23 protein-coding genes are annotated in these 21,696 nt (G+C 34.0%); 7 read left to right on the top strand and 16 right to left on the bottom strand.

The genetic code is table 11. From position 1 onward, the window contains the following. Positions 1-117 precede the first annotated feature (117 nt). A complete protein-coding gene (locus ACFE0M_RS10200) occupies positions 118-1,314 on the bottom strand; it encodes an MFS transporter (RefSeq protein WP_434545659.1) in 1,197 nt (398 codons plus the stop codon). Positions 1,315-1,633: 319 nt separating this feature from the next. Continuing rightward, a complete protein-coding gene (locus ACFE0M_RS10195) occupies positions 1,634-2,953 on the bottom strand; it encodes a DEAD/DEAH box helicase (protein WP_434545658.1) in 1,320 nt (439 codons plus the stop codon). Positions 2,954-2,987: 34 nt separating this feature from the next. Here ACFE0M_RS10195 and ACFE0M_RS10190 point away from each other — a divergent pair, with 34 nt between their 5' ends. Genes ACFE0M_RS10190 through ACFE0M_RS10180 form a run of 3 tightly spaced genes read left to right on the top strand, consistent with a single transcriptional unit; the run spans position 2,988 to position 4,875 of the window. Further along, positions 2,988-4,325: a dihydroorotase gene (locus tag ACFE0M_RS10190; RefSeq protein ID WP_434545657.1), complete on the top strand. Its 1,338-nt coding sequence runs from the start codon at positions 2,988-2,990 to the stop codon at positions 4,323-4,325. Between the two features lie 36 nt (positions 4,326-4,361). Then, the gene (locus tag ACFE0M_RS10185) at positions 4,362-4,601 is read left to right on the top strand and encodes a DUF4160 domain-containing protein (RefSeq protein ID WP_434545656.1); all 240 of its coding nucleotides are present in this window, start codon (positions 4,362-4,364) and stop codon (positions 4,599-4,601) included. A 13-nt stretch (positions 4,602-4,614) separates the two neighbouring features. Then, a complete protein-coding gene (locus ACFE0M_RS10180; RefSeq protein WP_434545655.1) occupies positions 4,615-4,875 on the top strand; it encodes a DUF2442 domain-containing protein in 261 nt (86 codons plus the stop codon). 44 nt (positions 4,876-4,919) lie between these two features. Here ACFE0M_RS10180 and ACFE0M_RS10175 read toward each other — a convergent pair whose 3' ends face one another. Beyond that, the gene (locus ACFE0M_RS10175) at positions 4,920-5,075 is read right to left on the bottom strand and encodes a hypothetical protein (RefSeq protein WP_434545654.1); all 156 of its coding nucleotides are present in this window, start codon (positions 5,073-5,075) and stop codon (positions 4,920-4,922) included. 88 nt (positions 5,076-5,163) lie between these two features. On the opposite strand from ACFE0M_RS10175, the gene ACFE0M_RS10170 reads away from it, so the two are divergent. The 3 genes from ACFE0M_RS10170 to ACFE0M_RS10160 all read left to right on the top strand — a co-directional run bounded on the left by ACFE0M_RS10170 (position 5,164) and on the right by ACFE0M_RS10160 (position 6,915). Beyond that, a complete protein-coding gene (locus ACFE0M_RS10170; protein ID WP_434545653.1) occupies positions 5,164-5,700 on the top strand; it encodes a DUF4269 domain-containing protein in 537 nt (178 codons plus the stop codon). A 29-nt stretch (positions 5,701-5,729) separates the two neighbouring features. After that, positions 5,730-6,311: a TIGR00730 family Rossman fold protein gene (locus ACFE0M_RS10165; RefSeq protein ID WP_434545652.1), complete on the top strand. Its 582-nt coding sequence runs from the start codon at positions 5,730-5,732 to the stop codon at positions 6,309-6,311. Between the two features lie 124 nt (positions 6,312-6,435). After that, on the top strand, positions 6,436-6,915 hold the full coding sequence (locus ACFE0M_RS10160) for a DUF4168 domain-containing protein (RefSeq protein WP_434545651.1): 480 nt from the start codon (positions 6,436-6,438) through the stop codon (positions 6,913-6,915). Between the two features lie 96 nt (positions 6,916-7,011). Here the strand turns inward: ACFE0M_RS10160 and ACFE0M_RS10155 are convergent, their stop codons facing one another. From ACFE0M_RS10155 to dnaK, 9 genes are all read right to left on the bottom strand, one after another. Continuing rightward, on the bottom strand, positions 7,012-7,887 hold the full coding sequence (locus ACFE0M_RS10155) for a DUF4382 domain-containing protein (RefSeq protein WP_434545650.1): 876 nt from the start codon (positions 7,885-7,887) through the stop codon (positions 7,012-7,014). 322 nt (positions 7,888-8,209) lie between these two features. Further along, positions 8,210-8,389 (bottom strand): hypothetical protein, encoded by a 180-nt coding sequence (locus tag ACFE0M_RS10150; protein ID WP_434545649.1) that lies wholly within the window; start codon positions 8,387-8,389, stop codon positions 8,210-8,212. Between the two features lie 162 nt (positions 8,390-8,551). After that, positions 8,552-9,706 (bottom strand): DUF4221 family protein, encoded by a 1,155-nt coding sequence (locus ACFE0M_RS10145; protein WP_434545648.1) that lies wholly within the window; start codon positions 9,704-9,706, stop codon positions 8,552-8,554. A 73-nt stretch (positions 9,707-9,779) separates the two neighbouring features. Then, entirely contained in the window at positions 9,780-10,298 is a 519-nt protein-coding gene (locus tag ACFE0M_RS10140) for a hypothetical protein (protein ID WP_434545647.1), read from the bottom strand. Then, entirely contained in the window at positions 10,295-11,326 is a 1,032-nt protein-coding gene (locus tag ACFE0M_RS10135; RefSeq protein ID WP_434545646.1) for a hypothetical protein, read from the bottom strand. Before ACFE0M_RS10135 ends, ACFE0M_RS10140 begins: the two co-directional genes overlap by 4 nt. After that, positions 11,310-11,933 (bottom strand): hypothetical protein, encoded by a 624-nt coding sequence (locus tag ACFE0M_RS10130; RefSeq protein ID WP_434545645.1) that lies wholly within the window; start codon positions 11,931-11,933, stop codon positions 11,310-11,312. The genes ACFE0M_RS10135 and ACFE0M_RS10130 overlap by 17 nt, the downstream gene beginning before the upstream one ends. Next, positions 11,923-13,080: a DUF4221 family protein gene (locus tag ACFE0M_RS10125; protein ID WP_434545644.1), complete on the bottom strand. Its 1,158-nt coding sequence runs from the start codon at positions 13,078-13,080 to the stop codon at positions 11,923-11,925. Before ACFE0M_RS10125 ends, ACFE0M_RS10130 begins: the two co-directional genes overlap by 11 nt. A 48-nt stretch (positions 13,081-13,128) precedes the next feature. Further along, entirely contained in the window at positions 13,129-13,326 is a 198-nt protein-coding gene (locus ACFE0M_RS10120; protein ID WP_434545643.1) for a hypothetical protein, read from the bottom strand. A 170-nt stretch (positions 13,327-13,496) separates the two neighbouring features. Then, complete coding sequence (gene dnaK, locus ACFE0M_RS10115) at positions 13,497-15,434, bottom strand: molecular chaperone DnaK (RefSeq protein WP_434545642.1); 1,938 nt, start codon at positions 15,432-15,434, stop codon at positions 13,497-13,499. A 163-nt stretch (positions 15,435-15,597) separates the two neighbouring features. On the opposite strand from dnaK, the gene ACFE0M_RS10110 reads away from it, so the two are divergent. After that, positions 15,598-16,128, top strand: coding sequence for a TrmH family RNA methyltransferase (locus tag ACFE0M_RS10110; protein ID WP_434545641.1), 531 nt, complete (start codon positions 15,598-15,600; stop codon positions 16,126-16,128). Positions 16,129-16,271: 143 nt separating this feature from the next. Here ACFE0M_RS10110 and ACFE0M_RS10105 read toward each other — a convergent pair whose 3' ends face one another. Genes ACFE0M_RS10105 through ACFE0M_RS10090 form a run of 4 tightly spaced genes read right to left on the bottom strand, consistent with a single transcriptional unit; the run spans position 16,272 to position 21,621 of the window. Continuing rightward, the gene (locus ACFE0M_RS10105; protein ID WP_434545640.1) at positions 16,272-17,252 is read right to left on the bottom strand and encodes an AAA family ATPase; all 981 of its coding nucleotides are present in this window, start codon (positions 17,250-17,252) and stop codon (positions 16,272-16,274) included. Positions 17,253-17,257: 5 nt separating this feature from the next. Continuing rightward, complete coding sequence (locus tag ACFE0M_RS10100) at positions 17,258-18,610, bottom strand: peptidylprolyl isomerase (RefSeq protein ID WP_434545639.1); 1,353 nt, start codon at positions 18,608-18,610, stop codon at positions 17,258-17,260. Beyond that, a complete protein-coding gene (locus ACFE0M_RS10095) occupies positions 18,591-19,484 on the bottom strand; it encodes a peptidyl-prolyl cis-trans isomerase (RefSeq protein WP_434545638.1) in 894 nt (297 codons plus the stop codon). Before ACFE0M_RS10095 ends, ACFE0M_RS10100 begins: the two co-directional genes overlap by 20 nt. After that, positions 19,474-21,621 carry a peptidylprolyl isomerase gene (locus ACFE0M_RS10090; protein WP_434545637.1) on the bottom strand — a complete coding sequence of 716 codons (2,148 nt, stop codon included), beginning with the start codon at positions 21,619-21,621 and terminating at the stop codon, positions 19,474-19,476. Before ACFE0M_RS10090 ends, ACFE0M_RS10095 begins: the two co-directional genes overlap by 11 nt. Positions 21,622-21,696: the final 75 nt, after the last annotated feature.

The raw sequence follows: 21,696 nt of genomic DNA, 5'->3' as shown, positions 1-21,696 counted from the left end.
CAGTTTTCTATGTAGAATAGAAGTAAAATGCTATGTCAGGAATTGCCCCTAGCATAGCATTTTATAAATTTATTTGGATAGGTTCCAGGTATTAGCATAGCTTACTAAACTAAATATTCATATCTTCTTTACCCTGAAACTCCAAAGAATAATTACGGCAATCCCAACGGCATTTCTTAGAAAAACCTCATTAAAAGTATAGCCTTGATCAACCAAAACTCCAAAAAACAAAGGCCCTAAGGCAGTACTCAACACCATTACGGTCACAAATAAACTCCTAACTTTTCCGATAATATCCGCCCCGAAAATTTCCACGAATAGTGCATTCTTTACTGTTCCACCGAAACCATTCGCAAAACCCATGAGCGCTAATGCTAAAGGATAAATAATGGGAGCATCGCTAACCAATAAAGTCAAAACACCTATAACATAAGGAATAAGCACAAATGGGAAAAGTTTTTTGGCAGTCAGCCTGTCAATATAGGGGCCAGCCATAAACATACCTAATGCACTCGCTCCTGCAAAGGCCGCCAATGAAGAAGAAACCCAAGCGGCACTCCAGCCTTTTGCCGCTCCCAATTTCAATTGGAAAAAGAAAATAGCGGTGTTAGTAAATCCCAAAGCAAAAACAGCAGGGGCAATGATTAAGAATGCCTTATGCTTCAAGATTTTCCAAGCGCTGACTTTGCTTTTACCCAAATTCACTTCAGGTTCTGATTGAACCTTTTCTTTCTTCTTTTTACTATATAACCAATAAACCAAGGGCATGATAAAGGCTAAAACTATGGCGGCATTTAACTGCAATGAGCCTCGCCATCCTAGCCATCCAATTATTAATGTAATGACAACCGGCATGGTAGCTTCTCCAAACGGATGACCTGTGGTTGCAATCCCAATGGCTTTTCCTCTATTGGTGTCAAAGTATCTTGACATGGTTGAAACCGCTGTATGGCTCATCAGTCCTTGTCCGAAAAGCCTTAACATATAAAGACCTACAAAAACCATGATGATATGCATAGAGAAAGATAAAACCAGCAAGGCAGTCATTAAACCAATCAAAATCATGGCCATATAACTGCCCAACTTCATTCGGTCAAATAGACTTCCCAGAGTGGGCAATGTAAAAGCTGAAGCAACTGTCGCTGCTGCATATAAACTTCCCATTGTAGTGTTGTTGAGCCCTAACCAACTTTCAATGTCAGGTACATAAAGCGAAATCAGGAAGGTCTGCCCAAAACTCGAGAAATAGGCAAAGACAAATCCTAAACTTAGGATATATTTATATTCAGTAAATAATGTTTTCCACTTACTCATTTGTTAGACTTTAAGAATCAAGAGCTTAGAATCTAGACTGCTTTATCACAAATTCTAACTTCTCCTGATATTTCTAATAAATAGACAATTGACAAAAATCAATTGAAAAAAGGTATTTGCTCAATCCAGTGCTAAAATTCTATTTCTACTATATCAATTTACAACTCAAAATCGACAGATAAACCTGAAAAAATCTAAAGATAGCATATGAGATAGCCTACAACTTATCTCCATTTATTTCTATAACTCAACTTTAAAAAGGGAGATACAGTCAGAAAATCAATTCATCAGCATATTGAATCATCAACACATCAACAAATCATTTCTTCCTCCGCTTATCCTTCGGCCTATTCCCAAAAGCCTTATCCCTTGCTTTTCCGCTCAGGTTCTTCTTTTTCTTCTCATGAAAGGCGCCTTTAAAGTCAGGATTTTCTAAATGTTTCTGGCGGTCAATTTCCTGCTCCATATCCTTTTTTTCTGAGGGCATGGTTTCCATTAATTCCACTTCTTTGGGAAGCTCTTTAACGGTAATCTTTTGGCTGATTAGCTCCTCAATTTTTTCTATATGATAAATGTCAGAAGGATCGACAAAACTGATGGCAATTCCATGATGCTCAGCTCTGCCTGTTCTGCCAATTCTGTGCACATATTCCTCATATTTATTGGGCACCTCAAAATTGATTACATGACTGATCTCATCTACATCAATTCCTCTTGCACTCACATCTGTACTTACTAACACTTTTATATTACCCTCTTTAAAATCTTTGATGGCATTAATTCGGGTAGATTGCGCTTTGTTGGCATGAATAACGCGCGAGTCTTTTGTGATTTTTCGTTCAACAAAATTGAATACATTATTGGCATTGGTTCGGGTTCTGACGAAAACTAATACCTTGCTAAATTCTTCTTTGTCAAGCAGATACTTCAATAAATTGATTTTAGTAAGGAAATTTGGGACATGATACATTGACTGCTCAATTAATTCAGCAGTCATATTTTCAGGAGTTACTTCTACCTTTTCAGGGAAATCAGTGAATTCATAAGCGTATTTTTCAACCTTTTCAGGGAATGTGGCAGAGAAAAATAGATTTTGCTTTTTCATCGGCAAAAGCTCTAATACTTTGCGAATTTGAGGCATAAAGCCCATATCCATCATGCGATCTGCTTCATCCAACACAAAAGTTTTTATTTGCTTTGGCTTCAAAACCCCAGCATTATAAATATCTAATAATCTTCCCGGAGTGGCTACAATAATATCGCATCCTTGGGCAACTTCCTCGGCTTGTTTTTTCGGGCCAATTCCACCGTACAGGCAGACAGTTCTCAAATCAGTGTATTTCCCTAATTCCAAGATATTTTCATAAACCTGCATGGCCAATTCTCGAGTAGGGGCTATGATCAATGCCCTTGGATCGTGTCCTTGCGCATATTTCAATTTCATTAACATGGGAAGGACAAAAGCAGCTGTTTTTCCTGTGCCAGTTTGGGCTATGCCGATTACATCATGCCCATTTAAAATCCTTGGAATAGCTTTAACTTGTATTTCAGAAGGTTTTTGATAACCCAAATCATCAATGGCATTGAATAATTGTTTATTGAGTTTAAAATCTTGAAAGGATGCGGTATCTTGCGACATGAAGTCTGTTCTTTAGAAAAAAATTAACTGAATTATGAAAACCATTCTGATTGTCAATGCAAATATAGTAAATGAAGGGCGAATTCAGCAGTTAGATGTGCTGATGAAAAACGGTCGCTTCGAAAAAATTGCTTCCATCATCAATGCTGAGGAGGCAGATGAAGTAATTGATGCCAATGGAAAATACCTTTTACCAGGCTTAATTGATGATCAGGTGCATTTTAGAGAACCAGGTTTAACACATAAGGCCAATATTTTCACAGAATCAAGAGCAGCTGTGGCAGGTGGCATTACTTCCTTTATGGAAATGCCGAATACAGTACCTAATGCTTTGACTCAGGATTTATTAGAAGATAAATATCAGATTGCAGCTAAAAACTCTATTGCCAACTATTCATTTTTTATGGGTGCCAGCAATGATAATATTGAGGAGGTTTTAAAAACAGACCCAAGGAAAGTATGCGGAGTGAAAGTTTTTATGGGTAGCTCAACTGGAAATATGTTGGTAGATAATGAGCAAACCCTCAATAATATTTTCTCAAAAGTACCGATGCTGATAGCCACGCATTGTGAAGACGAGGCAACAATAAGAGCTAATACTGAAAAATTCAAAAAAGAATATGGAGAGGATGTCCCAATTGAGATGCATCCTATCATTCGATCTGAAGAAGCTTGTTATTTATCTTCTTCCTTGGCAGTAAAATTGGCAAAAGAGCATGGTTCTAGGTTGCATGTACTGCATATTTCGACTGGAAAAGAAACCGAATTATTCGATAATTCCATTCCTTTAGAGCAGAAAAAGATAACAGCAGAAGCCTGCATACATCATTTATGGTTTTCTGATGCTGATTATAAAGAAAAAGGCACTTTCATTAAATGGAATCCAGCTGTAAAAACTGCCAATGATAGAGAAACCATATTTCAAGCTTTGTTGGATGATAAAATTGATGTCTTAGCAACTGACCATGCACCCCATACTTTAGAAGAAAAACAAAACAAATATTTTTCAGCGCCATCTGGTGGACCATTGGTTCAGCATAATTTAATGGCATTGCTTGATTTTTATAAGCAAGGAAAAATCAGCCTTGAAAAGATAGTTGAGAAAGCTTCTCATAATGTGGCGACTTTATTCAGAATAGATGAGAGAGGTTATATCCGTGAAGGCTATCATGCAGATTGTGTTTTAGTGGATTTAGAAAAGGAATATACAGTAACCAAAAATAATATTTTAGCTAAATGCGGATGGTCTCCTTTTGAAGGGCATACTTTTCCTTCATCTGTTCATAGCACTTTTGTAAATGGGAATAAAGTTTATGAGAATGGTGGTGTAATTGAAGCAGGAGTGGGAGAGAGGATGTTGTTTAAGGTGTAGTAATTAGTTTAATTTCAAGTAATCAATAGAACCTATATGCCTGAGATTTCTAGATTTTTCGGTATAATCATTAAAATGTATTATAATGACCATAATCCTCCTCATTTTCATGTAGAATATCAGGATTATGAAGCTATCATTAATATTGAAGATGGAGAATTAACCGGTAAAATGTCCAGAAAAGCTTTAAATTTAGTTTACGAATGGTTGGATTTAAATAAAGAAGCATTATTTGAAAAGCGTGAACCTTTAAATAAGATAAAACCGCTTAACTAATGAATTTAATAAAATGGTAAGAAAGGTAGAAAAAGCTGAATATGTTGAAGAATATAAAATAGAGCTCGTTTTTGATGATGGCATGTCGGGTATTGTTGATTTGAAAAATGAAATCTGGGGAAAGGTTTTTGAGCCATTGAGGAATATAAATTATTTCAAAAATTTCCAAAAAGATAGATGGACAATTTACTGGGATTGCGGAGCCGATTTCGCTCCTGAATTTTTATATAAATTAGTCTCTGAACAAAAAGAAGATTTAATAAAGCAAGGATAAATCTCAACTAATAAAAAAACCCAAACAACAACAAAGGGATTGTTTTATCTAATTTCATCTGCTGCTACATAAGAATTTGGCAATCCTTTTATTTGTTTGCTGGTTTTATTTGCCCCACCTATTTCGAAAATATATTGATCACCCACCATGAAATCACAAAGCTTTGGAGTGCTTACCCTATATTTATCGCTTATCTTCATTTGATTAAATGTTAATTTCAAACAACAATAAGTAAAACTGTTTTATATATTTAACAAAATACATAATTGTTAAATCAAAACAACAAAAATGAATTTCAAGTCCATTGATTATCTTAAAAATGGAAGCCTTCTTCAAAAAGAAGCTTATGAAGTGTTGGCTGAAAATAAAGTCATGGATAAACTGGCAAATTTTCATCCACTTTTAGTTGGGACCATTCCAATTGACATAGCCATAAAGGATAGTGATTTAGATATTGTATGCTCATTCGAAGATAAGCAGGTGTTTAAAGATGATATTCAAAAACATTTTAGCAATTATCCCCAATTTTCTACGATGGAAAAAATATTTCAGGATGAACCTACTGTTATAGTGCGGTTTATGATGGACAATTTTCCTGTAGAAATATTTGCACAAAGAAAGCCTCCCAATCAACAAATAGCATTTCAGCATATGTTAATTGAGTATGAGGTATTAAATGCTAGAGGTGAAGACTTCAAAAAAGAAATTATCAGCTTAAAGGAATCGGGTATGAAAACAGAGCCAGCATTTGTACGACTATTAAATTTGAAAGGAGATCCTTATCAAGGCCTTTTGGATTATGGAAAGCAACGAAAAATCATTTGATATCACTTAAAATTAAGTTATCATTAGACATGAAAAGAATTACAGTATTCTGCGGTTCAAGCGCAGGTAAAAACGGAAAATATAGTGAGGAAGCATTTCTTTTAGGTAAAATTTTAGCTCAAAAAAATATAGGTGTAGTTTATGGTGGTGCAAAAATCGGTTTAATGGGTGCCGTTGCGGATGGCGCTCTCAGTGAAAAGGGAGAAGTGATTGGCGTTATACCCGATTTTTTGCAAACTAAAGAAGTTGCGCATACCGAATTGTCTGAAATGATAGTGGTTAGTTCTATGCATGAAAGAAAACTAAAAATGCATGATTTGGCAGATGGTTTTATAGCTCTGCCAGGAGGATTTGGCACTATGGAAGAGTTATTCGAAATCCTGACTTGGGGACAATTGGGCTTACATAAAAAACCAGTAGGTTTATTGAATATGGAAAATTTCTATCAACCACTTTTAGATATGCTTTCTCAAATGACAGCACAAGACTTTTTGAAGGATATAAATAGAAGAATGCTTTTGAGCGATGAAAGTATTGATAATTTGTTAACTAAAATGGAGCAATACCAAGCACCAGAAACCCCAAAATGGCTGCTTGAGTCAGAAACTTGATTTCAGAATTCTAACATTCTATTTCAGAATATAAAGAACTTTTAAAAATTTCACAATTCAAGGCAACAATATACCTCTCTTTCGTTGCTTTGGGTGTAAAATTATATTTGAACAAAACCATAAAATGATGAAGAGAAAAATTTTTGCAACCGCTATAATGTCATTGTTTGCAGTAGTAGTATTTGCTCAGCAGCAAATGCCAATGCCACAACAACAGGAAGTATCGACAGATTATAGCGATGAAGAAATTGAGACATTTGTAGAGGCGAATTTGGATGTGACCAAAGTTCAACAAGAGGCTGAAAAGAAAGCGATGGGTATCATTGAAGAGAATGATTTAGAATTGGAAAGATTCAATGAGATTGTAGCTATTCAGCAAGGTCAGTCTGATGAGGAAGCCAGCCCTGAAGAAATGGAGGCCTTTAATGCCGCTGCTCAGGAAATTATGGCCAATAATCAGGAAACGCAGTCGAAAATGATTGCCGCATTGGACAAGCACGATATTAGCCAAGAGAAGTATCAACAAATTATGATGGCTTATCAGCAAGATGAGGAATTCAGAAAAAAAGTTGATACTGTTGTTCAAGCTAAATCAAATGGATAAAAGTAGATTGTTTTTTCATAAAAAAAGCCATTCATCAATTAGGATGAATGGCTTTTTTGTTGTTCTTCTAAATAATAGAAATAGACAAGAATTGATTTAAAGCGTAAGTTCAATATTTAAATCTAACTTAACTCCAGCTTCTAACTCCACATTATTTTCTTGGGTTTTTACTTCTATAAAATTACCTTCAGCATCAAAAGAAGCAATTACTATATCATAAGTGCCTGATGGCAAAAAGGATAAATTATAATTTCCTTCAGCATCTACATTCGAACTTGTTACAGCATTGGCAAAAACAACCCCATCAGCATCTGGTTCTTTTTCATTTTCACTGTATTCGCCATCATTATAGGCATAGACTACTAAATTGCTATCAAATTCACCTGTTACACTTCCTTCAATAGAGCCTACATCAGCATCTTCAATTAATCTTAGCGTAGGCTTCAAAATGAATTGACCTGAGTTACCTGCTTTCACCACAGATTTTCTAACATCAAAATCTATAATAATAGAAGTTACCCCTCCATCAGGAATCGTAAAATCCCCAACTATTTTATAGCCTGTTTGATTTCCGCTAGGGATAAAAATTTCCTCAACAGATTCATCATTGAATTTTACATAATGAGGAGGGTTTTGACTAGCTTCTGAAGTTGCAGAAGCAGCAAGGCCTAAACGTATTTGGTCATATAAACCGCTGGTTAATTCCTTTTCGTCCAAAAAGAAAGTTTCACCACCTTGAAGTTCCAGTAAATTAATAGCTTCCGGATTTTCATATTCCTTTACGGTAGTCCAACCTTCAGGACCGAAAACTTCCACCTTTGAGATACTAATTACAACCTCGGATACATTTTCTGCCTCTAACGGACCATCAGTCAAATAAAATGATGCTCTTCCGTTCCCGCTTTCAATTCTGTCGCAGCCATAAAAAAGTACTAATGCGACTAATCCAAAAATTTTCCACAAATTTTTCATAATATTTACCTGTTTTGTTTACAGTTTGATAACCGAAAATTGCGGACAATATTTTATTTATCGATTAAAATAAACTGTTAATCGACACATATGTAATGTTTATAGCATTGTTTTAATTTATAGAGAAAGGTTTTTAACTATTTAGCTAAAGCTTTTACAATTCTTTCTTCTTGAATAACCACATCTTTCATCTGTTTATTCTGCTTTTAAATTACCACATGCCCCATTGGGATCCCTAAGGGAGAATTCTCATAAATCTATTCATCCCTCGGTTGGTAAATTAAGGACTCTAGATTTATGCTTATTTCATGAATAAATTTGTCTAATTATCGCCAATAGTAAAATCCTTATCCTGGCTTAGTTCCACCTCGTATTCAAATTTCCATTTGCCTTTAAATTTGGAGTTCCAAACTAAAATTTCACCTTTTTTATCCGGAAGTTCTAATTCAAAAGTGCCATCCATTTGTGGAACAGTACCAATTCTGTGACCTTCAACAATCATATTGGTATTGATGCCATTTTTATTGTGTTATATGCCCAAGCATATAGGTTTTCCCATTATCTTTTTTTTCAAACTTATATTTTACCATAAAGTCCTTGTTTTGGGCAGTATGTGTGTACTCTGTTTGAAAAATGATAATACTTAAAAAGATCAATATAAATTTCATGGTGTTGCATTTTTAAGTTTAAACAAATCAAAAGAAAATTGGCTGTCATCTTCTTTTTCATATTGATAATTATTGAAGAAATATAAGCCATCCTCATTGATAAAATTGATGCCAAATGAATATTTTTTAGCATTAATGGGGCTTTCCCCAATTACTTCAAACTCATTATTCAAAATAATAATAGAGGCATTTTTTCCTAATGTAGTTCGATCTGCAAATTTATTAATGGGATTATAAGCAAAACGATAATACACTTTACGCCATCTATCATATTTTAGTCCTGAATAAAAGCCCTGTTCAGCCTGCATTCTATAGGTTTTCCCATCATCATTGTAAAGCTCATTGGCCAGAGGTTTTAGGGTTTTCATTTCAGAAGAGCCAGCAAAATGCTTTGACTTATTACCTTGGGCATCTGTCACGTAAATATATTCATCATTGGGGAAGCTCATGATTATTGCATCTTTATCCTCATTATAGGTAAATACAGCATTTCTATAGCTATGCTTATCCCAAAAACCTTCATCGTATTTCTCAGATAAATTGTATTGGGTGCCAAAAGCTTTCCTATCAATATCAAATTCAATCATGCCATAATCTGAAGAGGTAGCATTTTCCATTGGAGAGGGATATGTTGGTAGAAAAAGTTTGCCCTTTTTAAAATATGCAGGATGAATTCCATCTGGATATGTATAATGCATCATATCTTCTAATTGGAGATCGAATTGATCAATATTATTGCCGGCAGAATCTACAAGATAAATTTGTTGAGGTAATGGATCAAATAAAAAGATGGAGTCAAAATTGTGAGTATAGGCATAGTTTATACTTTTGGGGACACTATTAGGCCCTTCAAAATCAAAGTGGATTTCATTTAATAAATCCTGCGATTTTAAATCATAGATGGAAGTATATTTTCCATTAGAATGGAAGAATAACAAATATTGAGGATTTTGACTTGGATATACTTGTACACCCCTGTTGTAGGCAGTTTTGGTATTATCTAAATCAAAAGTCAGTGTACTTGCAATTTCAAGTTCAAAGTTAGTTTGTGAGTTTTCTGCTTTTTGATACGATTTTTGGCAGGAGGTAAGGAGTGAGAAAGTTATTAAATTCAGGATTATAAGCAGGGAATTTTCATTAGTTTTTAACATTTGAGAACAATTAAAGAAATCACTGTTTTATAAATAAATTAAATAAGAATTTATAATTTTTCGAAAGGACACTTTATTTCAATTCCACAAAAATATCTCTCTTTATGGGTAAAGCGTGTTTAAAACTCATGTGCCATTTTTGAAATACTTTGTTTTCATGAAATTGAATGACTACTGGAGTGTAATTGTAAAACTGTTGATGTCTATATAGATTATCATTATCTAAATACAAATACTTATTTTGCTTGCTAATTATATCTTCTATGTTTAATTTAATAAAAGGGTTTGTATAAATGAATATAAAAATTAAATCTCTATAATCATATTCTGCAGTAAGAAACTGAGTGAAATGATGGTCGCTATAAGCATCGTTACCCCAAGGGTATAGAATAATGTATTTTTCATTATTGTACTCGATCCCTAATTGTTCCAGATAATTTAATATATCCTCAGATTCACCTGAATAAGCTTCACCATCATCATAATCAAGAATATTATTTACATCAATACCCCTTGCTTCTGGTCCTACCACTATACTTTGAGCCTGAGTAACAGAAGAAAATAGTAAAAAGAGAAATATTAAGTTTTTCATAAAGTGAAAGTATTTACATCTTTAAAAATGAAGCCTTCCATTTCTAGACTTTTCACATTGTCAATTGCAATGAAGGAATTTTTATTTGGAATTAATGATTCCCAATAACAAGAAGTTGATAAATGTTGCTCTTCACCTATCTGGCGATAATTCTCGTCTAATTTAACAATTGTATATTGCTTAAAACCATTTCTTTTAAGTACTAACATAAATTCTTTGGTGATTTTATTATAAACCACTTTCCTTATTAAATCTGAATTTTTATAAAAATCTATTTCACTTACATAGTCATCATCAAGTATTTCTTTTGATACGTTTAGCTCTTTTTCCAGAAATAATTCCTTCTCTTCAATAGATTGATCATTTAAATTGTAAATCAAAAAAGCAGAATAATTAGGGAAATTGTAGATTATTGATTGACCTACTCTTATTTTTGAAGGGAACATTCCAGCTATTGGCAAATCGCTATTATTTTTGGGATAATGTATTTTAATTTGTCTAGTGCTCTTATTTTTAATATCTGTTATTTTTTCAATCAGATAGCCTTTATCTCTATTTTTTAGAGAATCTATTGACGTTTGAAAGATTTCATTTTTATAGAAGATCGGATGGTTTCTATAGTTTGAAAAATGATTAAAACTTCGCTCCTTAGACCAATAATGATGGTTTTTGATGCCATAAATATTGAATTCTATTATATCACTAATTCCTTTTGGGGTCATAAATAATCTATAGTCTTCAGATAAAGTAAATGTTTGAAAGTGACCGTTCTTTAAATAGTAATTTTCATATAAAATATCATTGTTAATGATTTCCCTTTCTATATCATAAACGATCAGACCTGATGTGAATTGACTGTAATAAATCAAATATTCACTTTCATCAATTTGCTTAATTTTTCCATAAAATGGATAAGGTATAAGCCGGTCGTCAACCTTAACATGAATTTCAGGTGAATCACAAGCAAGTAAAGCAGAAAATAGAATAAAGCTAATGAGTAATATGATGTATTTATTGAATAATTTCATTACGATTTAAATAGTATTTATCCACACAATCTATATTTTCATAAGAGATGCCATTTTTCTTATCAATCATCATAAAGCCCTCATCACCAGGGATTGGCATGCCTTTATAATATATTCTTTCGTTCATGATATACTTTTTATTGTACCTGATTGTACATAAGTGATCAAGCTCATTTGCAAAATCCACCGAGGAATATTCTGTGAAGGTCAGTATTCGTTTACCATTTCTATCATTTATTTCATAGATTCTTGGGAATTCCCCAACAACTGGTTTTTTTATATAATTTTTATAATGATAGAATCTATTTGTATACTGTTGATTAAGAGTATCTAGCATAGTAGGGAGATTTTTATCTGTCGCTAGCACAAATGATATGTCGTTGTTTTTCAAGCAATTACTGTTGATTAAGACTTGATTGATTTTATTATCACAATAGTGACAAAGTCCATAATTCAATACCGCTATTTTATCGTTTTTTACTGTATGCTCATTTACCCATTTAGTAAAATTTGTGGAGTACATATCTTTGTCACCATTTGATAGTTCTGCTTTTTTAGAACAGCCTGAAATAAGCAAAAAAGCTATTAGAAATAAATTAATTCTCATTTTCTACCTTTAGAATTGTGAAACTCATTTCATCTTCTGATACATCTTCATTAAAGGCATTATGATTGGATATGTAAAGGCCTTCTTTTCCAATAAAAGTATCTTTGATTAGATATTGATTTCCTGGAAGTCTTACATCATCTATAATTTTAAAGTCTTCATTTAAAATAGTGATGGTAATTTCTTGTTTGTAATGGGTTGGGTTATCCATTTTACCAACATTATTTAAACCGATTCTTCCTAATCTATAATATAATTTTCTAAAAGGGTCATATAGCACCTTTACATAATAATTACTCTCAAGCTGTGATATATTCTGTCCATTCTTCAAGCTTCGATTATCATAATAGGGAGATTCATCGAAATATTTACTTTTGGCATTAACTTTCATGTATTTGCCATTAGGTTTTCGCACTACCAAACTATCAGATGCTGGCCAAGAATATACGAAATGATTGTTGTGTCCTTTAGTTCTAAATGAAATATTGGTTGGGCTTTCAAAATTGTTTGTATTGTATACCTCTGGCCAAGGCACGTTATAGAAATAGGCACTATCCATGTTTATGTCATAAATCATTTCAACTGGTTCTCTTTCCATATCTAACCCAAACCTTTCATGCATTCCAAGCGGAAGAATGGTAAAATGGAATTTGTTATCGGAATAAATGGAGGGAGAAGCCGTCATGCTTGCATGATTTAAAAATGTAGAGCCATTATAGGCATTTTTAGCAGTAATGGTTTTCTTTTCCGTTGGTTCAAAATTATCGTTTAGTGAAATAGATAGAATGCTAGCAATAGACATTCTTTTATAAACCATTAGAGTATTGGGATCTGAAAAGTAAAAACCATGAAAGTTGTCTAAATATTGGCGATTGCTATCATTGATTGATATTTTTTTGAATAGCTTTCTATTATTTAAATCGTACAAATCAATTGAATTTGTGTAAGTATTACTAACAGCTAATAAATCTAAATTACCCTCACCTAAATATTGCATTGTGAAAGGTGAAAAAGAAGTATTGTTATCAATAGGGATCTTAACTTTTACTTTGTCAGTTAATAATTTGCTTTTATGCTCGAAATCTTGATTTGAGCTACATCCTAAGCAGAAAAGGACTGCTATAAGGGAAAGTATTTTTATATTCATAATGGGGATTTAAAAATGAGGCTTTAAATCAAGCCTCATTATTTTTGGTTAACCTATTTCTTTCTTAATAATTACATTTTGACAAATATCAGCTGTACAACTACTTCCACTGTCATAACAACTTCCTTCTAAATCAGTACCTGCTTCACCAAGCTTTGCTTCTTTGATACAAGGATCACTACTATATGATCCAAACGAAATTCCCATTAATGCTATCATTAATGTTACTAATTTTAGTTTTTTCATAATATTTACAATTTTAAAGTTGAAAAAACCAAACTTAAATATATATATATATATGCAAGGATTCAACTAAAAAAGAAGGATTATTTTTTTAGTTTTTAAATAGAGGTAATAAAAAAAGCCCCTCGGATTTCTCCAAGAGGCTTTCGCTAAAATTTATGATTTACTGATTCTTATTTAGAATCTTTATTATCATCATCATTTACTTCTTCATATTCCACGTCATCTACTCCTTCACTGCTGTCGCCTTGTGCTTGTTGCCCAGCGTCTCCGCCTGGCTGTCCTTCAGCACCACCAGCCGCTTGCTGTGCTTGGTAGATTTCCTGTGAAGCTGCTTGCCATGCAGTGTTCAAGCCTTCCATTGAGCTATCAATTGCTTCAACATCTTGACTGCTATGTGCTTCTTTCAATTTAGCTAAAGCATCGTTGATGGCCGTTTTGTTGCCTTCAGAAAGCTTATCGCCAAATTCTTTCATCTGCTTCTCAGTTTGGAAAATTAAAGAATCAGCTTGATTGATTTTGTCAATCTTCTCTTTCTCTTTTTTATCGGTTTCAGCATTGGCTTCCGCTTCTTTTCTCATTTTTTCGATTTCCTCTTCGGACAATCCTGAAGAAGCCTCGATTCTGATTTTTTGCTCTTTTCCTGTTCCTTTATCTTTAGCCGATACATTCAAGATACCATTGGCATCAATATCGAATGTTACCTCAATTTGAGGAACCCCTCTTGGTGCTGGTGGAATACCATCCAAGTGGAATCTACCGATTGAACGGTTGTCTTTTGCCATAGATCTTTCACCTTGCAATACATGGATTTCCACTGAAGGCTGATTGTCAGAGGCCGTACTGAATGTTTCTGACTTCTTAGATGGAATCGTAGTATTTGATTCAATCAATTTAGTCATGACTCCACCCATAGTTTCAATACCTAATGATAATGGTGTTACATCCAATAACAATACGTCTTTTACCTCACCAGTTAAAACACCACCTTGAATCGCAGCACCAATTGCTACAACCTCATCAGGGTTTACACCTTTAGAAGGTTTTTTGCCAAAGAATTTCTCTACTTCTTCTTGAATTCTTGGGATACGCGTTGAACCACCTACCAAGATTACTTCATCAATTTCAGAAGGAGATAAACCAGCATCTTCTAAAGCTTTCTTAACCGGAGCCATTGATCTTTTCACTAAATCGTCAGATAATTGCTCGAATTTTGAACGACTTAATTTTCTAACCAAGTGCTTAGGCACGCCATCTACCGGCATGATATAAGGTAAGTTCACTTCTGTCTCAGTAGAGCTTGATAATTCAATCTTAGCTTTCTCAGCAGCTTCTTTCAATCTTTGCAATGCCATTGGGTCTTGCTTCAAGTCAATGCCTTGCTCATTTTTGAATTCATCAGCCAACCAGTTAATGATTACTTGATCGAAGTCATCACCACCTAAGTGAACATCACCATTAGTAGATTTTACTTCGAAAACACCATCACCTAATTCTAATATAGAGATATCGAAAGTACCACCACCTAAATCGTAAACGGCAATGTTTTGATCTTTATCTCTTTTATCTAATCCGTAAGCCAAAGCCGCAGCAGTTGGCTCATTGATAATTCTTTTTACTTCTAAACCTGCAATTTGTCCAGCTTCTTTTGTTGCCTGACGCTCTGCATCATTAAAGTAAGCAGGAACTGTAATAACTGCTTCTGTTACTTCTTGTCCTAAATAATCTTCTGCAGTCGATTTCATTTTCTGAAGAATCATTGCAGATAATTCTTGAGGAGTATAATTTCTGTCTCCTACTTTTACTCTAACTGTATCGTTATTTCCAGATTCAACTTTGTAAGAAGCAATTTTTTTCTCCTCCGATACTTCGGAGAATTTCTTACCCATGAATCTTTTCACTGATGCAATTGTATTGGCAGGGTTGGTAATAGCTTGACGTTTTGCAGGATCACCTACTTTTCGTTCGCCTTTCCCTTCATCCAAAAACGCTACAATTGAAGGAGTAGTTCTTCTACCCTCACTGTTGGGGATGACAACGGGTTCATTACCCTCCATTACCGCCACACAGGAGTTGGTAGTACCTAAGTCAATTCCAATAATTTTTCCCATGATCTATTTATTTTTCTAATTCTAAATTCATTTTTCACAATACATAACAATGGATGTGCCAATAGACAATGGGGATATTTTATCTGACATTATGACATTTGTAAAAAGAATTCATGGGAAATCGTCAGCTTTTATACCCAATTGATTTTGAAAAACCTTTATTTTGTCATTCTTATTAGAGGAATTGACAATGATTCAAAAAGAACATGAAAATATACAGAATGCAAGGCATAATTTAAAAATCGTCATAGTGGCCGAAAATATCCGTACCCCGGAAAATACCGGGATGATCATGCGCTTGGCCGATGCTTTTGGGATTGAGAAGATATTTTTTGTGGGTGAACATGCAATTGACTTGACAACCAAGGTCAAGAGAGCTTCTCGGAATACGTACAAAACGATGCACTATGAATTCAAAAAGGATGGGAAAGGCGAAATCACTGAATTAATGAATGCTGGATATCAATCCATTGCATTGGAAATAACCCAAAATAGTCAGTCCCTTTATAATTTTAAGGCTGATGTTCAAAAAAAAATAGTATTGGTGGTTGGTTCTGAGCGACAAGGCATTTCGGAAGAACTACTCCAGCTTTGTCATCATCATTATCACATCCCTATGTTTGGAGAAAATTCTTCCATTAATGTGGTGAATGCTTTAGCCATTGGGTTATATAGAATTACTGAAAGAAGTTAGTTGCTCTCTGGTTTCCGGTAGGTGTGCCACCAACCGGTGGTAGATTCCAAGGTTAGTGGCACACCAAGCATTTAAACCTTAGTTGAAAACATTACAGTATTCGAGAAAAGTATAAATACGATTAAGCAGAAATAATTAAGAGATTAATTATTTTCCACTTTCCAAATAAGCTCTTCAATAATCTTTTCAATACTCATGCCTTCGGCATCAGCCTTGAAATTTTTCACCAATCGATGACGAAGAACTGGAATTGCCACCGCTTTTACATCTTCAATGTCAGGAGAGTATTTTCCGTTTAATAATGCATTGCATTTTGCTCCTTTAATCAAGAACTGGGAAGCACGAGGTCCTGCTCCCCATTCTAAGTATTCATTAGTGATATTGAATGCTTTCTCAGTGTTAGGCCTTGTGCTGTGCACTAATTTTACCGCAAATTCTACAACATTATCGGTAACTGGCACTTTATCTACTAATTTTTGGAAATAAAGTATTTCCTCCGAAGTCATCACAGCATTTACCCCTTCTAATTCTTGTCCAGTATTTCTTACTATGTTTAACTCATCTTCATAGGAAGGGTAGTCCAAAGTGATATTGAACATAAATCTATCCAATTGCGCTTCCGGAAGTGGATAAGTCCCTTCTTGTTCAATCGGGTTTTGTGTAGCCAATACAAAAAAGGGATCTGGCAAAACATAGGTTTCCCCGGCAACGGTCACATTTTTTTCTTGCATGGCCTCCAATAAAGCGGCTTGCGTTTTTGGAGGAGTCCTGTTAATTTCATCTGCCAGAATTATATTATTAAATATTGGACCTTTAATGAATTTGAAATTACGGTCTTTATCCAGTGTTTCTGCACCTATTATATCGGAAGGCATAAGATCCGGGGTAAACTGAATTCTATTGAATTTCAAGTTCATGGCAGAAGCCACCGTATTGATCAATAAAGTTTTGGCCAATCCTGGAACGCCCACTAAAAGGCTGTGAGCATGACAAAAAAATGAACTGATCACTAATTTTATAACATCGTCTTGTCCAACAATTACTTTAGAAATCTCTTTTTTTAAATTCTCAAATTTCTCATGTAAAGCATTGGCTGCTTCTACTTCATTTTCAAATTTCTCCATATTAATCAGTTAAGAATTTGGCAGTTTTTATAGTGGTCATCCAAAACAATGAATACATCACTTTTTGATTCCTCAAACCATTTTGCCAATTTTTCACTTCTTTTTTTATTTAAAGCCGCTTGTTTAATTTTTTGATAATCTATCCTAATGTCAGCTCTATGAGGTCTGATTCTATCTTTATAATATAATATTCTTACAGCCTCAGAGCGATCTTGTTGTCTAAATATAAGCGGTTTCGTTATGCTTCCCACTTCCATAGTATCTATAGTAAAGAACACATTAGGATCCAGCTCATCTACAGAAATTTTGGTACCGCCTTCTTCACTTTCCATAAAATAACCACCACTTGAAGAAGTATTCATGTCGTCAGAATGTTCAGCGGCCGCAGCCTCAAAAGTAATACTATCGTTGATGATTAAGGTTCTGATACTATCCAAGAAATTTACAGTCCTATCCATATCTTTTTGAGTAAATTTTGGCAATATTAAAATATGACGTGTATTGAATTCATTTCCCCTTCTCGCCAATAATTCTATAATATGGAATCCAAAATCTGTTTCAACCGGTTTAGAGATTTCACCCGGTTTAAGCCTCAAAGCAGTTGCCTCGTATTCTGGTGCCAATTGCCCTCGTTCAAAAAAACCAATGTTCCCACCTGATTGTTTTGCCCCTGGTTCTTGTGAGTATAATCTGGCTATATCCTCAAAATTCTCACCTTCCAGTATTCTATCTCGCAATCCGTTTAATCTAGCTTTAATATTGTCTTTTGCATCTTTACTCATGGTAGGCTTTTTCACTATTTGCCCTACCTGAACTTGAGTTGAATAAAATGGAAGACTATCTCTTGGGATATTGTCAAAGAAGTTTTTCACCTGCCTTGGTGTCACTTCAATGTCAGAAGTAATGGTACGTTGCATTTCGCCAATTATCATTTGTTCCCTTACATCACCCCTGATCTCAACTTGAAATTCCTCCAAGGATTTCCCGTAGTATTCTTCTATCTTTTCTTCCGACCCTATTTGTTGCACCATCATTTTCATGCGGTTTTGAACTTGTGCATCTACTTGGGCTTCCGATACCGTAACAGAGTCTATCTCAGCTTTGGCCAACATCAACTTATTGATGATGAGATTCTCCAAGACCTCACACCTGGCTTCTGGGCTTCTGGTCATGTTGCCCCTTGATAAGAAGTCTTTATAGGCTAGTGATAAGTCGGATTCTAGAATAATATAATTATCAACTTTAGCTATAATTTTATCTACCACTTCTCCTTCGGATTGGGCATTAGATAAAAATGGCATCATTAAAAATGCCACTAAAAGTGCTATGGATTTATTTTTACTGTTTGTAAATTTCATATTTATTTGAACTCTTCGCTTTTTCAAAAACTTCCTCTTCTAATTGGTTGGCCAAGGCCACCTTTCTTTTATTTAAAATAATTTGTTTTATATCATTTCTGACAAATTCCAAAGGTGAAATTTGATCTGATATTTTGTATTCCTTTATTCTTAAGAAGTATAAATTTTCATCATTTGAATCTTCCACAAAACTGTTTGATTTTAAAAAGTCAACTTTATTGGTGACACTTACAAATGGGGTGTTTCTTATAGCTTCATCAAAATTTATCCATACTGAATCTTCTAGAAAATAAGTCTCTGCAAATCTAAAACAGTATGATTTTAATTCCTTAAAATCTTCAGCCTTGTCTGAATTAATCAATTTTTTGAGTTGGTTTATTTTAGGGGCATCTTTAGTAACGGTAATGAAATAGCCCCTGATGATATTTTGTTTTAACTCAAAATTATCTTTGTTTTCGTTGTAGTAATTCTCAATTTCTTCTTGGCTTACTAGGGTATCCAAATTATTATCTACATAATATTTTTTGTACTCATGAACCATTAAAGCATAGCGGTAATCCAATACTTTCCTTTCGATAGAGGCTTGATCAAAATTAATTTTCTCTGCAGCTTCAGAAATGAGCAATTGTTTTTTAATCCATGAGTTGACATATCTATTAACCAAGTTGGCGCTGTCCTTTGGGCTTATTTCGTTTCCTACTATACCATTTAAATCTTTTTGGTAAAGTGTGGAGTTTCCAACCTTAGCTACCGGCACTTGAATTTCCTCTTCGCTTTCTTCTTCTGATTCAAAATTTTTAAGGTTAATGTAATCACAACCCATAAAACAAACAGAAAAACAAACGGACAATATGATTAATAATTTATTCCTCAATTTCAGTTTTAATTTTATTTAAGACCGTCTCATTTACAGAGACTTCATATTTTTCTTTCAGCTGATTGAGCCACTTTTCTTCAAGGTGTTTCTGATAATCTTCCATAACATCTGCCCGAGCTTCTTCATAAGATTTTTGCTTTGAAGGGAAACTCTCTAAAGAATAATTCAATTCTATCATTCCTTTTTGAGTCACACTCTTGAAGTATTCATCTTGGTTTTTATTTTTCCATTTTGAATCTTCCGTTACATCAATTATATCGGTTGATGCTGATTCAATACTTTTATTATACTGTGCCAAAAGTTCATTAGCTTCTGAAAGCAATTGCAAATATATTTTATTTTCATCGGAATAGGTAAGATTCACCACTTCCTTATTGCTAAATGTTTGATTTAAATCTCCAAAGAGCTTTAAGGAATCGCTTTCCTTTATGTTTTTAGGGATTTTTAAACTTATATAATATTTTTGGTCAATACTGTCATTAATTTTTAATTGCGTATTCAATTTTTTGCTTAAGTCATATTCCAACTCTTGTGTCAACGGAAAATAAGCTCCTTTTATTGGATTTTTGAATGGCTTTATTGCGGAGGTGTCTGAAAATATAATGCGGGCAACTTTCATTTGCTTATTGCTTTTGTATTGCCCTTTATTTTCTTCATAAAACTTTTTAAGCGCTAAACTGTCCTGTCCAATTTTACTCCATATTTTTTGATTCATAATCTCAAAAAGTAATAAGCCGTCTTTATATTCTTGTCTTAGAAGTCTATATTCAGGGTATTTAATTTCTAAATTGTTTTCCTCGTATTGAATTAATGAGGATTTTTCATATTGCTCAAGTTCAGCATTAAATTCTTTAGTTGAATCATATTTGTTTAAAAAGTCATTGATGGAATATTTTTTTCCTGATATTGAGAAAAGTCTCATTTCCAATTCTTTCTTTTTGAAGTTTTCTATGCTCAATTCTTCTTTTTCTTTTAATAAGCTGTAGGCTTCAACATTTTTATTGAAATTGTTTTCCTGTTTTAATTTTTTAATGACTTCCACTTCTTTTAAATCGGATCTTTGGTCTCGTTGGACCCTTCTACTCAAACTCTCTTGCATGCTTTCCAAACTTCCCACGCCTCTTTTGTCTTCTAATTTCAAAATGTGCCATCCATAAGGACTTTTTACGGGTTGAGAAATATCTCCTTTTTCTTCTAGTTCGAAAGCGACCGTTTCCAAAGAAGGAGGTAAATTTCCGGCTCCAAACCAAGGTAAACTTCCTCCATTATCTTTTGTATTTAAATCTTCCGATTCTTTTGTGGCAAGACTAAACCAATTGCCACCTGATTGTAGTTCTGTGTAAATCTTTTCGATTTCTTTCTCTGCTTGTAGGGAATCCTCTTTAGTTGCTTGCGGAGGAAATCGCTTCATGATATGGGCAATTTTTATCCTACCCAATGTTTCTCTTTTATCGTTTACCTTTACAATGTGATATCCGAATTGAGTGCGTATGATAGGAGATATCTCTCCTGGAGCGGTTTCAAAGGCGGCAGATTCAAATGGGTAAACCATCTGAAAGGCTGTAAACCAACCTAAAAGTCCATTATTGCTTTGTGCAGATGGATCTTCCGAGTATTGACGAGCTAAAGCTTCGAAACTTTCACCCGATTCATATTTCTCTTTTATTTCACTTATTTTCTGAAAAGCTTTTAAGGTGTCATCAGCTTTTGCTTCTTTATCCACTCTTATCAGAATATGGCTAGCATTAATTTCTTGTTGTAATCGATCGTAGGCCTCTTTTACTAATTCTTTATTTACCTTTTCTGTTGTAAGATAAGGTTTTTTGATTTCTTCTAAATATCCGTTCAGTTCATTCAAATAAGCTTTGGTGGTATCCAAACCTTCCGCTTTGGCTTCAGTGACCTTCAATTTGAAGTTAATGTATAAATCAAGGTAATCTTCAATAGGCTCAACTTCTCCTTTATTTCTATTGCTTTTTTCATAGGCATAGATGAATTCATCGGGATAAACGGCTATAGAATCTACCGTAAACAATGGTTTGCCAACCTCCGATATGGAAGTTTTTTGGGTTGTTTTACAAGAACTGATGAATATAAAAAGAATTGGGATTAATAGTCCTTTAATGTTCCTCATTTGGCTTAAGTGAATTTTAGATGGCAATTTATGCAAATGGATTCACACAGGAAAATATTGGGTAAAATGAGCGGG

The sequence above is a fragment of the Marivirga sp. genome (genome assembly GCF_051117495.1).
Classification (GTDB): Bacteria; Bacteroidota; Bacteroidia; order Cytophagales; family Cyclobacteriaceae; genus Marivirga.
The sequence above is the reverse complement of the archived record's forward strand: the minus strand, read 5'-3'. Positions and strand labels throughout refer to the sequence as shown.

What these genes read in the sequence shown, in the direction of transcription:
- ACFE0M_RS10200 (WP_434545659.1), bottom strand. Translation starts at nt 1,314, where the DNA reads ATGAGTAAGTGGAAAACATTATTTACTGAATATAAATATATCCTAAGT.
- ACFE0M_RS10195 (WP_434545658.1), bottom strand. Translation starts at nt 2,953, where the DNA reads ATGTCGCAAGATACCGCATCCTTTCAAGATTTTAAACTCAATAAACAA.
- ACFE0M_RS10190 (WP_434545657.1), top strand. Translation starts at nt 2,988, where the DNA reads ATGAAAACCATTCTGATTGTCAATGCAAATATAGTAAATGAAGGGCGA.
- ACFE0M_RS10185 (WP_434545656.1), top strand. Translation starts at nt 4,362, where the DNA reads ATGCCTGAGATTTCTAGATTTTTCGGTATAATCATTAAAATGTATTAT.
- ACFE0M_RS10180 (WP_434545655.1), top strand. Translation starts at nt 4,615, where the DNA reads ATGGTAAGAAAGGTAGAAAAAGCTGAATATGTTGAAGAATATAAAATA.
- ACFE0M_RS10175 (WP_434545654.1), bottom strand. Translation starts at nt 5,075, where the DNA reads ATGAAGATAAGCGATAAATATAGGGTAAGCACTCCAAAGCTTTGTGAT.
- ACFE0M_RS10170 (WP_434545653.1), top strand. Translation starts at nt 5,164, where the DNA reads ATGAATTTCAAGTCCATTGATTATCTTAAAAATGGAAGCCTTCTTCAA.
- ACFE0M_RS10165 (WP_434545652.1), top strand. Translation starts at nt 5,730, where the DNA reads ATGAAAAGAATTACAGTATTCTGCGGTTCAAGCGCAGGTAAAAACGGA.
- ACFE0M_RS10160 (WP_434545651.1), top strand. Translation starts at nt 6,436, where the DNA reads ATGATGAAGAGAAAAATTTTTGCAACCGCTATAATGTCATTGTTTGCA.
- ACFE0M_RS10155 (WP_434545650.1), bottom strand. Translation starts at nt 7,887, where the DNA reads ATGAAAAATTTGTGGAAAATTTTTGGATTAGTCGCATTAGTACTTTTT.
- ACFE0M_RS10150 (WP_434545649.1), bottom strand. Translation starts at nt 8,389, where the DNA reads ATGATTGTTGAAGGTCACAGAATTGGTACTGTTCCACAAATGGATGGC.
- ACFE0M_RS10145 (WP_434545648.1), bottom strand. Translation starts at nt 9,706, where the DNA reads ATGTTAAAAACTAATGAAAATTCCCTGCTTATAATCCTGAATTTAATA.
- ACFE0M_RS10140 (WP_434545647.1), bottom strand. Translation starts at nt 10,298, where the DNA reads ATGAAAAACTTAATATTTCTCTTTTTACTATTTTCTTCTGTTACTCAG.
- ACFE0M_RS10135 (WP_434545646.1), bottom strand. Translation starts at nt 11,326, where the DNA reads ATGAAATTATTCAATAAATACATCATATTACTCATTAGCTTTATTCTA.
- ACFE0M_RS10130 (WP_434545645.1), bottom strand. Translation starts at nt 11,933, where the DNA reads ATGAGAATTAATTTATTTCTAATAGCTTTTTTGCTTATTTCAGGCTGT.
- ACFE0M_RS10125 (WP_434545644.1), bottom strand. Translation starts at nt 13,080, where the DNA reads ATGAATATAAAAATACTTTCCCTTATAGCAGTCCTTTTCTGCTTAGGA.
- ACFE0M_RS10120 (WP_434545643.1), bottom strand. Translation starts at nt 13,326, where the DNA reads ATGAAAAAACTAAAATTAGTAACATTAATGATAGCATTAATGGGAATT.
- dnaK (WP_434545642.1), bottom strand. Translation starts at nt 15,434, where the DNA reads ATGGGAAAAATTATTGGAATTGACTTAGGTACTACCAACTCCTGTGTG.
- ACFE0M_RS10105 (WP_434545640.1), bottom strand. Translation starts at nt 17,252, where the DNA reads ATGGAGAAATTTGAAAATGAAGTAGAAGCAGCCAATGCTTTACATGAG.
- ACFE0M_RS10100 (WP_434545639.1), bottom strand. Translation starts at nt 18,610, where the DNA reads ATGAAATTTACAAACAGTAAAAATAAATCCATAGCACTTTTAGTGGCA.
- ACFE0M_RS10090 (WP_434545637.1), bottom strand. Translation starts at nt 21,621, where the DNA reads ATGAGGAACATTAAAGGACTATTAATCCCAATTCTTTTTATATTCATC.